Annotated in this window: 15 protein-coding genes; 13 read left to right on the forward strand and 2 right to left on the reverse strand. The window is 53.8% G+C overall.

Annotated features, from left to right (window positions below; all coding sequences use genetic code 11):
- Positions 1-44 precede the first annotated feature (44 nt).
- Positions 45-1,034, reverse strand: a complete 990-nt coding sequence (locus tag BW931_RS06010) for an LCP family protein (protein WP_084193866.1) — start codon at positions 1,032-1,034, stop codon at positions 45-47.
- A 4-nt stretch (positions 1,035-1,038) separates the two neighbouring features.
- The gene (locus tag BW931_RS06015) at positions 1,039-1,692 is read right to left on the reverse strand and encodes a YigZ family protein (protein WP_076570824.1); all 654 of its coding nucleotides are present in this window, start codon (positions 1,690-1,692) and stop codon (positions 1,039-1,041) included.
- A 147-nt stretch (positions 1,693-1,839) separates the two neighbouring features.
- Here BW931_RS06015 and BW931_RS06020 point away from each other — a divergent pair, with 147 nt between their 5' ends.
- The 13 genes from BW931_RS06020 (at position 1,840) to csrA (ending at position 12,189) form a co-directional block, all read left to right on the forward strand.
- On the forward strand, positions 1,840-2,985 hold the full coding sequence (locus BW931_RS06020; protein ID WP_076570826.1) for a sensor histidine kinase: 1,146 nt from the start codon (positions 1,840-1,842) through the stop codon (positions 2,983-2,985).
- 75 nt (positions 2,986-3,060) lie between these two features.
- On the forward strand, positions 3,061-3,738 hold the full coding sequence (locus BW931_RS06025) for a response regulator (RefSeq protein WP_008587000.1): 678 nt from the start codon (positions 3,061-3,063) through the stop codon (positions 3,736-3,738).
- A gap of 176 nt (positions 3,739-3,914) precedes the next feature.
- A complete protein-coding gene (locus BW931_RS06030; protein WP_076571094.1) occupies positions 3,915-4,757 on the forward strand; it encodes a DegV family protein in 843 nt (280 codons plus the stop codon).
- Between the two features lie 94 nt (positions 4,758-4,851).
- Positions 4,852-6,078 (forward strand): ATP-dependent helicase ComFA, encoded by a 1,227-nt coding sequence (locus BW931_RS06035; RefSeq protein WP_008587004.1) that lies wholly within the window; start codon positions 4,852-4,854, stop codon positions 6,076-6,078.
- A gap of 92 nt (positions 6,079-6,170) precedes the next feature.
- A complete protein-coding gene (locus tag BW931_RS06040) occupies positions 6,171-6,707 on the forward strand; it encodes a ComF family protein (protein WP_234972590.1) in 537 nt (178 codons plus the stop codon).
- A 36-nt stretch (positions 6,708-6,743) separates the two neighbouring features.
- Positions 6,744-7,178: a TIGR03826 family flagellar region protein gene (locus BW931_RS06045; protein WP_076570828.1), complete on the forward strand. Its 435-nt coding sequence runs from the start codon at positions 6,744-6,746 to the stop codon at positions 7,176-7,178.
- 55 nt (positions 7,179-7,233) lie between these two features.
- The gene (gene flgM, locus BW931_RS06050) at positions 7,234-7,521 is read left to right on the forward strand and encodes a flagellar biosynthesis anti-sigma factor FlgM (protein WP_008587011.1); all 288 of its coding nucleotides are present in this window, start codon (positions 7,234-7,236) and stop codon (positions 7,519-7,521) included.
- Positions 7,522-7,535: 14 nt separating this feature from the next.
- Complete coding sequence (locus BW931_RS06055; RefSeq protein ID WP_076570830.1) at positions 7,536-8,015, forward strand: flagellar protein FlgN; 480 nt, start codon at positions 7,536-7,538, stop codon at positions 8,013-8,015.
- A 17-nt stretch (positions 8,016-8,032) separates the two neighbouring features.
- Positions 8,033-9,949, forward strand: a complete 1,917-nt coding sequence (gene flgK, locus BW931_RS06060; RefSeq protein ID WP_076570832.1) for a flagellar hook-associated protein FlgK — start codon at positions 8,033-8,035, stop codon at positions 9,947-9,949.
- A gap of 9 nt (positions 9,950-9,958) precedes the next feature.
- Complete coding sequence (flgL, locus tag BW931_RS06065; protein ID WP_076570834.1) at positions 9,959-10,894, forward strand: flagellar hook-associated protein FlgL; 936 nt, start codon at positions 9,959-9,961, stop codon at positions 10,892-10,894.
- A gap of 56 nt (positions 10,895-10,950) precedes the next feature.
- A complete protein-coding gene (locus BW931_RS06070; protein ID WP_076570836.1) occupies positions 10,951-11,502 on the forward strand; it encodes a DUF6470 family protein in 552 nt (183 codons plus the stop codon).
- Between the two features lie 20 nt (positions 11,503-11,522).
- Positions 11,523-11,975, forward strand: coding sequence for a flagellar assembly protein FliW (fliW, locus tag BW931_RS06075; RefSeq protein WP_076570838.1), 453 nt, complete (start codon positions 11,523-11,525; stop codon positions 11,973-11,975).
- Positions 11,962-12,189 carry a carbon storage regulator CsrA gene (gene csrA / locus BW931_RS06080; RefSeq protein WP_076570840.1) on the forward strand — a complete coding sequence of 76 codons (228 nt, stop codon included), beginning with the start codon at positions 11,962-11,964 and terminating at the stop codon, positions 12,187-12,189. The genes fliW and csrA overlap by 14 nt, the downstream gene beginning before the upstream one ends.
- The last annotated feature ends 63 nt before the right edge of the window (positions 12,190-12,252 follow it).

The raw sequence follows: 12,252 nt of genomic DNA on the forward strand, positions 1-12,252 counted from the left end.
TTATGCACGAATACCGGCATGGGAATACCGCGGGCACGTCGTTATCAGCCGGGTGGCTCTTGTGCCTCGGGTTCCTCCGGGAGTTCAAGGTGGTTGCGCAGCCGGTCTTTCGTTTTTTCAAGACTTTCTTCGTCCGTCATGAAGTACCACGCACCGTTACCGGCGTACCCGCCTTCTCCGTCCAGCTGCATCGTTTTGAAATCGAATCCGTCTTCCTTGAGAAAGTAGTCTTTGAACGCAATCATCTGATCGAACGTCATGTTGGTCGTCAGGTCTTCCCCGACCGCATCGATGATATTGTCGTAGTTTCTGAAAGAGCTGAACGAATTCATTTCTCTCGCAATCGCTTTGATCAGTTCCATCTGTCTCTGTCCCCGGGCGAGGTCACTGTCGAGCTTTCTCGTACGGGCCAGCGCCAGCGCTTCTTCCCCGTTAAGCAGCTGTCTTCCTTCCTCAAGTTCGATAGCGCCGTCCTTTCCTTCGGAGTTCTGCTCCTCGAGATCGTAAGGAACTTCGTATTTGATTCCGCCGACGGCGTTCACTACTTCTATAAAAGCGCTGAAATTGAAACGGGCGTAATAGTCGACCGGGATATCGAGAAGACCTTCGACCGTTTCCACCGTGGAGTCGATTCCGCCGTAAGCGTGCGCGTGGGTAATTTTATCTTTGCGGTCCACTTCCGGGATGTAGGTATAGGTGTCTCTCGGGATACTGAGAAGTCGTACGGATTTTTCGTCGTTGTTGAAGGTGGCGAGAATGAGGGCGTCGGAGAGGCTGCTCCGGTCCTCGTTCTTCTCAAGCCGGGCTGCACTAGCATCGACTCCGACGAACAGGACGGAGAGATTGTCTTCTCCGGGGGTGACGGCGGTGGTCCGTTTGTCCGACTTGCCGCCGCGTCCGAGTTCTTCGTGGGAATCCTCCGCAGACTCACGGACTTTATCCGTCAGGTAAGCGCCGTACCCCGCTGCGGCTCCGATGGCCAGCAGCAGGACTGCCGCGAGGATCCAGAGGGTCGGTTTCAACCATGTTTTCATATAGTTACTCCTTCGATCCGTCATTGGAGAGTACGGACTCCATGTAGGTAAGTTCGCCCTCTGCTGCTGTGGCCTGGGCGTTCGTGACGTCCGCTGTCCACTGGTGGAATTCTTCCTCTTTTCCATGAGGGGCATACAGTACGAGTTCCGCTTTTTCCATATAGTTGATGGTTTTTAAAGGGTAGTCCGACTGTCGCACCTGGTTCTCCATCTTTCCGAGGAGAGAGTAGTCGATGGTGACGTGCATCTCCCTCATCAGCCGGCGTTCCACGATGCCCGTTTCCTCGATCGCTTCCGAAACGGCACCGGAGTATGCGCGGATGAGGCCGCCGGCTCCGAGTTTTATCCCTCCGAAATACCGGGTGACGACGGTCGCCGTATCTTTCAATCCCCGTTTTTTCAACACTTCAAGCATCGGGACGCCGGCTGTACCACTCGGCTCTCCATCGTCGTTCGCTTTCTGGAGGAGGTCGTGCTCGCCGATCATGTAGGCGGAACAGTTGTGCGTCGCACCCTTATGCTTCTTTTTGATTTCCGAAATGAACTGCTGCGCTTCCTCTTCCGTTTCGCACCTGCGTATATGGGCGATAAAACGGGACTTCTGGATAACTAGTTCTTTTTCTCCTTCATAATTTACCGTATAATAAGTATTTAACATATCGATGTCTGCCTCCTGGGTTTTCATTATATACAGGAACAGCCATATCAGCAAATGACGGAAATAGATAAGGAATGACTTTTCACCCCCACAGAAGGACGCAGGCAGAACGAATGATATGAACAGGCATGGATGGAGGTCGTTTGAATGACAGACGTTTCGCCCGCTGAAAAGTCTCTGGATTCGATCATACAGGAAATGGTCGATCACGTTTCGATCAGTAAAGATGAAGTGTTCACCATCAGCGAGAAATCCCGGAAAGAACATGAAAGTCTGGAAGAGGAGCTCGTGGACCTGAAAGCCCGCATTTCCTCCTTCATCGAAGAAGAGGAAAAGCTTGAGGAGAAAGTGAAAGGATCAAGGAAGAGGCTCGCCCGGATGAGTAAACAGTTCAATGACTACTCCGAAGCGGAAATGCGGGAAATGTACGAAGAGACACACCGGCTGCAGACGGAGCTCACTGTGACGGGCGAGAAAGAGAAGCAGCTGAGGGAGCGGAGAGATGATATTGAACGTCGGCTCCGGGACCTCGGGGAAACGATCGAGAAAGCGGAGAATCTCGCCGGAAAAATATCGGTCGTCCTCAATTATCTGAACGAGGACTTCCGTGAAGTGAGCGAAGTGCTGCAGGATGCCAGGCAGAAGCAGGAGTTCGGACTCAGAATCATCGAAGCGCAGGAGGAAGAACGCCGCCGTCTTTCCCGGGAAATACATGACGGACCGGCACAAATGCTTGCCAACGTCCTGCTCCGGTCCGACCTCGTGGAGCGCACGTTCCGGGAACGTTCTCCGGAAGAGGCTATTCTGGAGATGCGCAGCGTGAAGAAAATGGTGCGCTCGTCCCTTTACGAAGTACGCCGCATCATTTATGACCTCCGTCCTATGGCACTCGATGATCTCGGAATCCTGCCGGCCCTCCGGAAGTATTTGTCGACAGCTGCCGATTATCACGGACTGGACATACGTTTCCAGCCTTTCGGCAAAGAGCGGAGACTCGATCCGCAGTATGAAGTCGCCATGTTCCGTCTCATCCAGGAAGCGCTGCAGAATGCGGTGAAGCATGCAGGGGCGAGCCGGGTGGACGTGAAAGTCGAACTCACCTGGCGCACGATTATGATCATCGTGGAAGATGACGGCAGCGGTTTCGACGTGGAAGAGAAGAAGCAGACTTCCTTCGGGCTGATGGGTATGAGTGAACGAATCGATATGCTGGACGGCGAGCTTAACATCACCTCTGTCCCGGATGCCGGAACGAAAGTAACGATTAAATTACCGATAAAGAAAGATATATAGCATAAAATTTTCAAAAAAGGGAATATAATTCTTAAAAAGTGATTACCAAGTACGAAGAGCACAGGAGGAAAACAGATGTCTACAAAAATTTTACTGGTTGATGACCACAAATTGTTCAGGGAAGGTGTCCGGCGTATCCTCGAATTCGAAGAAGACTTCGAGGTGGTCGGAGAAGGGGACGACGGCACGGTGGCGATCGATCTTATTACGGAACATCAGCCGGATGTTGTACTGATGGACATCAATATGCCGAAAAGAAACGGAATCGAAACGACGGCGGAGGTGACGGAGCGTTTTCCGGAACTGAAAGTCATCATCCTTTCCATACATGACGATGAGAACTACGTGACGCACGCACTGAAAACAGGAGCTCAGGGGTACCTGCTTAAGGAGATGGATTCGGAATCTCTGATCGAAGCGATCCGGGTCGTGTCGGGAGGCGGATCTTACCTCCATCCGAAAATCACCCACAATCTTGTGAAAGAGTACCGCCGGCTTTCCGACGGGACGAGTGATTTCGCCTATAAAGCCGTCGAGTACCGTAAACCTCTGCACCTTTTGACCCGCAGGGAATGTGAAGTACTGCAGCTGCTCGCCGACGGGAACTCGAACAAAGGCGTGGCGGAATCCCTTTATATCAGTGAGAAGACAGTGAAGAACCACGTTTCGAACATATTGACGAAGATGAACGTAAATGACCGGACGCAGGCGGTTGTCACCGCCATCAAGAACGGCTGGGTGGAAGTTTTATAATCATATATCTCTGACAGCCGCGTCTGTACCGGAGATTTTATGAAAAGCAGAAGGGCGGACCCGGTTCCGTCCTTTTTTTGTATGTGGAAAGAAGTTCGCGAATGTCGGAATTAAAGCTGAAATCCGTCCCGAAGTACGGTAGAATGAACGTAAGGTATTCAGGAAAGGGAGATTCAATGAAAACTGCGGTTCTCACTGACAGCACAGCTTACATATCAGCACAAATGAGAGAAGAATCCGATATTCATATGGTACCTCTGAACGTCATTTTCGGAGAAGAAGCGTATCGTGAGGAAATCGACCTTACGGCGGATGAGTTCTATTCGAAAGTGAAAGAGGCGAAAGAATTGCCGAAAACCTCCCAGCCTTCCGTCGGGACGATACTCGAGAAACTGGAGGAACTGAAGGAAGAGTATGATGAAGTCGTCGCCATTACGCTTTCAAGCGGAATCAGCGGGACTTACCAGTCCATGCGTTCGGCAGGGGAGATGGCTGAAGGAATCGAACTTCACCTGTTCGATTCGGAAATAAGCTGCCTCATGCAGGGATATTATGCGCTTGAAGCGGCAAAACTCGCAGCGGGCGGGGAGGATGCGGAGAAAATAATAGCCCGCCTGGAAGAGATGAAGGAAACGATGCGTGCGTATTTCATCGTAGACGACCTTAATCACCTGGCCCGCGGCGGGAGGCTGCACGGCTCCCAGGCATTCATCGGCAGCATGCTGCAGGTGAAACCGATTCTGCACTTCGTCGATACGAAAATCGTCCCGTTCGAAAAGATCCGTACGTATAAAAAAGCACGGAAACGTACGCTCACGCTTTTTGACGAAGATGCTTCCGGCGGAAAGAAAATCCGTGCGGCCGTCATCCATGCCAACCGTCCGGAGGAAGCGGAGCTGTGGAAAGAGGAGATCGAGAAACAGTATCCCAACGTCGCGGTGTCCGTCAGTTATTTCGGCCCGGTCATCGGCACCCACCTCGGAGAAGGGGCTCTCGGCCTCGGCTGGTATAAAGAATAACCGTATTTATAAAATGACATGATCGATTGTTTCAGCGCCTTTCCCCCGAAGGCGCTTTTTTACTACCGTTACGTACAAACAAAGGGGGATTTACATGTTCAGCGGCCAATGGCTCCTAAAACAGGAACTGCCGGATTATATCGATCCGTCCACTCTCCCGGCTCACCCGGGTATTATCCGCAGGCAGTGCCAGCGCTGCGGTAATAAAGCACGGTACAAGTTTGCGCGTTTCCCGCATGCGGCGTGCGGGAAGAAGTGCCTCTATTGCCGCAACTGCATCCTGATGGGACGTGTTTCGTCCTGCGAAGTCCTGTACGAAATGCCTTCCTCGGTGCAGCTGCCGATTCCGGATACTCTGAAGTGGGAAGGGACCCTCACCCGTCACCAGCAGCATGCAGCAGACGAAATAAAGAATACTGTCATAAGAAGAGGGCAGCTGCTCGTCCACGCCGTCTGCGGCGCCGGAAAAACCGAAATGATCTTCCCCGGCATCGAAGCGGCACTCGCCCGGGGAGAGCGGGTATGTATCGCCACACCGCGGGCTGACGTCGTCCGGGAGCTGTACCCCCGCCTCCGGCAAGCGTTCCCCGGCGTACCGGCCGCCGCTTTATATGGCGGCCACTCCGCTCAGGTCACCTACACTCCTGTCGTTTTAAGTACGACCCATCAGCTCTATCGTTACAAACAGGCTTTCGACGTCCTTTTTATCGATGAAGTGGACGCTTTCCCCTACCACAACGACCCTTCCCTCCAACGGGCTGCCCGGGAGGCAGCGAAACCGGATGCCGCTATCATTCACCTGACAGCGACGCCGGGGAGAAAACAGAAAAATATTCCGAAAGTATTCGTGCCGGTACGCTACCACGGGCACCCGCTGCCGGTACCCGTGTTCCACTTATTTCCCCGCATCCGAACGAAACTTCCGCACATCGAAGCAGGAGACCGTCAGCTGCTTATATTCGCTCCCACAATTTCAAGGGCCGAGGAAATCGCGGCTGAACTCTGTGTTCCTCACGTCCATTCGGACACACCGGAGCGCGAAGAGGTGATCGACGCCTTCCGTAACCGTAAGATCCACACACTCGTGACGACGACGATTCTCGAACGCGGCGTGACTTTTCCGTCGGTGGACGTGTACGTCATCGATGCCGGTCATGACGTGTTCGACGAAGCGGCTCTCGTACAGATTGCGGGGCGTGCGGGCAGGAGCTCCGATGACCCGGACGGAGACGTGCGCTTTTATATGGAAGGGAAGACCGATGCTGTTATAGCAGCACGGGATGCGATTAAAAAGATGAATAAAAGGGGATACAATACATGAAGTGTGTCTACTGCTTTCAGCCGGTTCATCCGAAAACGGACTGGCGTAATGCTTTCCTCCCCGGTCGGCCGTCACGTTTATGCGAGGAGTGTATGAACGGTTTTGAAGTCATCACGGAAGGGTGTCCGCGCTGCTGCAACCCGCGTTACAGCGAAACGTGTCCCGACTGCCGGCAGGACTCTGCGCTCCTCTCGAACACCTCCCTTCTTTTCTACAACGATTTTGCGAAAGAGTGGATGGCCCGGTTCAAATATCGCGGGGACTATGAGCTGATTGCTTCGATGTCCGTCTTCCTTCCTTACTTTGTGAGAGGGAAAGCTGTGCCGGTGCCGCTCAGTGATGTACGTCTCGAAGAACGGGGTTTCAATCAGGCAGAAGCGATCACCGAACTTCTGATGAAGAGACCGCGGCCGTACCTGAAACGGTCCCACTCCGAAAAGCAGGCGAAGAAATCGAAACAGGAACGGGAAAGAGGTGCCAATCCTTTTCTTCCCGTACAGCAAGTGCGGGGGAATCTGCTTTTGATCGATGATATCTATACGACGGGCACGACGATGAAGCAGGCGGCAGCCGTACTGAAAGAAAACGGAGCCGATTCCGTCCGGGGCTTAACGCTTTTCCATTCCTGACGATAATAGAAGAAAGACGTACAGGGAGTGGAATATATGGCAGAACCGGCGAATTGTTCGCGATGCGGCGGACTTTTTATGAAACGAACGCATACGTTCTGTGAGACGTGCCGCAACCGCGAAGAGCTGGACTACCGCGCCGTTTACAAATTTCTGCGTGAGCGGGAAAACAGAGCAGCGACCGCCGATGTGATCGCGGAGGCCACAGGAGTTGAAGAAAAGCAGATCCGTAAGTTCGTAAAAGACAGGCGGCTGCACCCGATGAACTTCCCCGGTCTGTCGTACGCGTGCGAGCGGTGCGGGGGAGCGATCCGGCAGGGACGGCTGTGCGCCTCGTGCAGCAAGGAACTGAACGAGGCTCTTGCTAAGATCGACAGAAATGAAAAAGCACGCGAAAATCGGAACCACCGGGAAGAGGAACCTGAAGTCATCCGGAGTTCCTACTACTCGATAGATCGTAAAAAGCGGTGATTTCCGCTTAACTTTCTCATGATTTTGCCGATATAATAAAGAAGAAGGCTACGGAATGAACAGAAAAGAGGTGAGTCGGATGAGAATCAACGGAACGAATCAGACGAATTGGAACCCGTATCAAAAACAGGCGCAACAGCAGAAACAGGTGCAGGCGCAGCCGAATCAGGACAGACTGGAAATCTCCGATGCCGCCAAGTCGATGCAGGAGGCGGGGAAACTTCCGGAAGCCCGTAAGGAACGTCTTGAGGAACTGAAGCTGCAGGTGGAGAACGGGACGTACAAAGCGGACCCTTCTGTCATTGCCAGAAAAATGATCAATTTCTTCTCTGAAGGAGAATAAAGGAGCCGTACGTTATGATCGAACCGATAATATCCGACATGAAGCGTCTCGTGAAGCTGCACAGAAATCTGCTTTACGTCTCGAAGGAAAAGACGGAGGCGCTGAAGGCGAACGATACGCCGAAGCTCCGGCAGCTGGACCTTGAGGAGAAGAAGCATATCCAGGCGGTTCAGAAAGTGGAAAAAGGGCGGCAGGAGCACGTAAACGACTGGTACGCCCGGCAGGGAACGGAAGATCAGCAGACGATCAGCGATATGCTGACGCACCTGGAAGGGGAGGAACACGAGCAGCTGAATGAAGAGTATGAGGCGATGATTCTCGTACTGGCCGACCTTAAACATCAGGAGCGGCTGAACGGGGAACTGACGAAACAGTCGCTGCAGTTCATCAATCTCTCACTCGACCTTCTTAAGCCCGAACTCGCGAATCTGAATTACGGCAGCGAAGAGAAACCGGCGCACTCGAACAGGTCCATCTTCGATTCGAAGGCGTAAGGAAAAGAGGAATAACTATGATGTCCACCTTTCATGGACTGGAAGTAGCCAAGCGCGGACTGTTCACCCAGCAATCCGCGCTTTATACGACCGGTCATAATATATCGAACGCCAACACCGACGGCTACAGTCGGCAGCGCGTCAATATGGAACAGACGGGCGCTTTCCCATCAGGCTCCAGGAACCGTCTCGAAATCGCCGGACAGATGGGAAGCGGCGTACAGGCCGGAAGCGTCCAGCGCGTACGTGAAGCTTTTCTTGATGAGCAGTTCCGGTCCGAGGCGAAGAAGCTCGGATATTACGACGCTCTTGAAAACGGGCTTGGCAAAATGGAAGACATTATGAACGAACCGACGGACCAGGGTCTCGCAAAAACGATGGACCGGTTCTGGCAGTCGCTGCAGGATCTTGCGGTGAACCCGGAGGACGCCGGTGCCCGTGCTGTCGTGAAAGAGCGCGGCAAAGCCGTGGCCGAGACGTTCAACTACCTGTCGAATTCGATACAGACGCTGCAGCGGGACGCGAAACGGGAAGCGGACATTACGGTGAAGAATGCCAACTCTATCCTCCAGCAGATCGATCAGCTCAACCGGCAGATCGGCAACGTGGAGCCGCACGGCCAGCTTCCTAACGATTTGTACGATCAGCGCGACCGTCTCATCGACGACCTGTCGGAGATCGTCAGTATAGACGTGTCGTATGAAAAGAGTGCCGCCTCCTCTAAAGACATAGCGGACGGCCTGGCAACGGTGCGTCTTGCCGATGCTCTCGGGCGTCCCCTTGATGGAGCGCCGGCGCTCGTGGATGCAGGCGGCGCCCCGGCGAGCTCGCTTTCCGTGGACTACCGGGAAACGGACGGCCGAATCGCTTTCGACTCTCTCCGCGTGTTGCAGCCGGACGGGGAGACCGCGTCTCTCGACTTCCATACGTTACCTTCCCCCGGCAAACTGAAAGGGCTCGCCGATCTTGCGGGTAAGGTAACGGCGACGCCTCAGAGCAGCGCGGTTATGGTATCGGACGCTTTCCCTGTCAATAAGGAAACAGGCGGAGCGCCATTCCCTGAAGGAACGCTTACCCTTACCGGATCTTTTGTGAACGAAGACGGAGAAGTCGAACAGGGAGAGACAGTGGAAATCACTTCGACGGGGAAAGAAACGATGGAAGAAATAGCGGCTCGGATCAGTAAAGAGGAAGGCCTCGAAGCGGAAGTACTTACCCAGGACGGGGAGCAGCGTCTCCTCGTCCGTTCGGAAGCGGCCGGCCGCAGTGCGGCGCTAACCGTTACGGGTGATGGAGCGGAAGGTGCCGGATTACAAGGGACGGTCGAAGGGAGTAACGAGCAGGAGGGGAGTTACGCGTCCATGCTTGAAGATCTCGATAAGCTGGCCACCTCGTTTGCGACGCAGTTCAACGCCGAACATAACGACGCGGAGAGTGCCGGACTGGAAGGGGGACCGTCAGCGACGACGGATTTCTTCTCCTACGGAAACTCCTACCCGGATACAGGCGGTGTGTACAGAGGGCTCGCTTCTGCACTTGATATAACCGGTGCGATTAAGAAGAACGCCGGAATGATCGCAGCGGCCAATTCGACAAGTGTCGGAGACGGGGACAATGCCCGGGACCTCGCTGTCCTCCGGGACAAGGTGGATGGACTTCTCGGCGAAGGGGCGACCGTCAGTACCTTTTACGAAGGGATGATCGGCGGAATGGCTGTGGAGACGCAGGAAGCGGGACGGATGAGCGACAATATACAGACGCTCCGGGATTCCGTCCAGAACCGGCGTTTTTCGGTCAGTCAGGTCTCCCTCGATGAAGAAATGACGAACATGATCAAGTTTCAGCACGCTTACAATGCTTCTTCGAGGAATATAACTGCTATTGATGAAATGCTGGACCGCGTCATTAACCAGATGGGCGTCGTCGGAAGGTAGGGATGAAGAATGAGAATTACGCAGGGGATGCTTTCGAGTAACATGCTGCGCAATATGAGTAAGAGTTACGAAAGTATGGGCAAATACCAGGATCAGCTGACTACCGGCAAAAAGATCAGCCGACCGTCGGATGACCCGGTAGTGGCCATGCAGGGCATCAACTACCGCTCCGAGCTCACGAAAATCGGCCAGTTCCAGCGCAACATCGGCGAAGTGTACAACTGGATGGACAGCTCGGATGCGGCACTCGATAAAGCGACGAAAGCTATGCAGCGCGTACGCGAGCTGACGGTGCAGGCCAGTAACGATACGAACGGCGAGCAGAGCCGGGAGAGTATCGCCAAGGAAATCGAACAGCTGGCCGGCCACCTCAGGGATATCGGCAACACGCAGGCGAACGGCAAATACCTTTTCAATGGAACCGATACGCTCACCGCCCCGATGGACGCGCGGCAGGCGACGGACCCCGCGACCGGAGAAACCGGGGAAGTACGACTGCCGGTGAACAGTACGCCCGTCACGATTGAAGTATCAAAAGGCATTCCTCTGCAGGCGAACGTCGACGGCACGAAGGTGTTCGGAGGCGGGAACACGGATGAGGATGGACGTCAGCTGTTCGATACGTTACAGCAGCTCGCGGCTGACCTGAGGAATCCGGGGACGCATGAGGAAGAGTTAAGCAGCTATCTTGAAAGCATCGACGAGCACGTGAATACCATCATTGACGAGCGGGCCGACCTCGGTGCCCGGATGAACCGGAGAGATCTCGTCGAAGACCGGCTCGGCACGCAGGAGGTTATCGCTACCCGGGTTTTGTCCAATAATGAAGATGCCGAAATGGAAAAAGTGATTACGAACCTGAAAACGGAAGAAAGCGTACTAAGAGCCGCCATGGGAGCGGGAGCAAGGATCATTCAGCCGACACTTATGGACTTTCTGCGTTGAGGAGCACCTGAAATTGCCAGGCGCTCTTTTTTATAACAAAAGAGAGGGGGACGGGTATGATGATGCAGAGAATGGAAGTGAACACGCAGCAGGCGAGACTCGAGGTACGAACGCATAACGCGGAGCTGACTATACGTCAGCCGAAAGCCGAGCAGCGCATCGCGCAGCCGCCGGCAGACGTGACCATCAGGCAGCGGCCGGGAAAACTTTCAATTGATCAGACCACCGCTTGGCATAACCTGCAGTTCTATTCGTCAGCGGAGCGGACGGATCTGGCTGCGGATTTCGGTCATCAGGACTGGATGAAGGGACTTGGTCGCGTCGCCCGGGAAGGGGACGAGCTGATGAGGATAGAGAATCAGGGGAACCCGATAGCCGCTCATGCGAAACAGAACGCCGTGTGGGAAATCGCTTATAACCCGGGGAGTAAGCCGGTGCATGACCTGGTAAATGTGACGTATGAAGCACGTCCTGCGGAGATTGACGTGAAGCGGAACGACCCGGTCATAACCACAACTGCGAAACCTCCTGAATTCAGCTATCAGCCCGGGCGTGTGGACATTTCTATGGCGCAGTACCCGCGTGTTACGATTGATTGGAAAATATGAGGGACAAAGGTGAGGATTTTATGAAAGTGGCAACGAAATATTTCGGAGAAGTGGAAGTGGAGGAGAAAGAAATCGTGCACTTCTCTCAGGGACTGCCGGGATTCAGGCACATCAACGAATTTATCCTGTTACCGCTGCCGGATGCGCCGATGTACTCGGTTCTGCAGGCCGCACGGGAAAAAGAGACGGCTTTCGTCACAGCGAACCCGTATTTATTTTTTAAAGACTACGAGTTTGATATAGACGAAAATTCGAAAGTGGAACTGCAGCTGGAGACGCCGGAGGACGTGGAGCTGTACTGCGTCCTTACGGTGAGAGACCCCTTCCGCGAGTCGACGATTAACCTGCAGGCACCCGTCGTCATCAACAAGCGGACGAACCAGGCGAAGCAGCTGATTTTAAACAGCAGCCGGTATCATACGAAACACGGAATCGCCGATCAGAAAGCGGGGGATAAGCATGTTAATCCTTAACCGGAAAGAAAACGAGTCGATCACGATCGGGGATGACATCGAAATCAAAGTGGTGTCCGTCGAAGGGAACCAGGTGCGCATCGGCATCGACGCCCCGTCCCATCTGGATATTCACCGCAAGGAGATTTACATAGCCATCCAGGAAGAGAACAGAGCCGCAGCTGCGGCTTCGGATGATTTGATGAATCTGTTAAAAAGGAGTCAAAAAGAGTAAACAATTAAAAAAGCGGGCCGATATAATAAGTGTAAAGCCAAACACTTAAGTCGGCCGGCTTTT

Origin of the sequence: Salimicrobium salexigens, from assembly GCF_900156705.1 — a bacterium.
In the GTDB taxonomy this organism is placed as follows: Bacteria; Bacillota; Bacilli; order Bacillales; family Halobacillaceae; genus Salimicrobium; species Salimicrobium album.

Bases quoted from the DNA above. Each gene is read 5' to 3' on its own strand.
- BW931_RS06010 (WP_084193866.1), bottom strand. From the start codon at position 1,034: ATGAAAACATGGTTGAAACCGACCCTCTGGATCCTCGCGGCAGTCCTG.
- BW931_RS06015 (WP_076570824.1), bottom strand. From the start codon at position 1,692: ATGTTAAATACTTATTATACGGTAAATTATGAAGGAGAAAAAGAACTA.
- BW931_RS06020 (WP_076570826.1), top strand. From the start codon at position 1,840: ATGACAGACGTTTCGCCCGCTGAAAAGTCTCTGGATTCGATCATACAG.
- BW931_RS06025 (WP_008587000.1), top strand. From the start codon at position 3,061: ATGTCTACAAAAATTTTACTGGTTGATGACCACAAATTGTTCAGGGAA.
- BW931_RS06030 (WP_076571094.1), top strand. From the start codon at position 3,915: ATGAAAACTGCGGTTCTCACTGACAGCACAGCTTACATATCAGCACAA.
- BW931_RS06035 (WP_008587004.1), top strand. From the start codon at position 4,852: ATGTTCAGCGGCCAATGGCTCCTAAAACAGGAACTGCCGGATTATATC.
- BW931_RS06040 (WP_234972590.1), top strand. From the start codon at position 6,171: ATGAACGGTTTTGAAGTCATCACGGAAGGGTGTCCGCGCTGCTGCAAC.
- BW931_RS06045 (WP_076570828.1), top strand. From the start codon at position 6,744: ATGGCAGAACCGGCGAATTGTTCGCGATGCGGCGGACTTTTTATGAAA.
- flgM (WP_008587011.1), top strand. From the start codon at position 7,234: ATGAACAGAAAAGAGGTGAGTCGGATGAGAATCAACGGAACGAATCAG.
- BW931_RS06055 (WP_076570830.1), top strand. From the start codon at position 7,536: ATGATCGAACCGATAATATCCGACATGAAGCGTCTCGTGAAGCTGCAC.
- flgK (WP_076570832.1), top strand. From the start codon at position 8,033: ATGATGTCCACCTTTCATGGACTGGAAGTAGCCAAGCGCGGACTGTTC.
- flgL (WP_076570834.1), top strand. From the start codon at position 9,959: ATGAGAATTACGCAGGGGATGCTTTCGAGTAACATGCTGCGCAATATG.
- BW931_RS06070 (WP_076570836.1), top strand. From the start codon at position 10,951: ATGATGATGCAGAGAATGGAAGTGAACACGCAGCAGGCGAGACTCGAG.
- fliW (WP_076570838.1), top strand. From the start codon at position 11,523: ATGAAAGTGGCAACGAAATATTTCGGAGAAGTGGAAGTGGAGGAGAAA.
- csrA (WP_076570840.1), top strand. From the start codon at position 11,962: ATGTTAATCCTTAACCGGAAAGAAAACGAGTCGATCACGATCGGGGAT.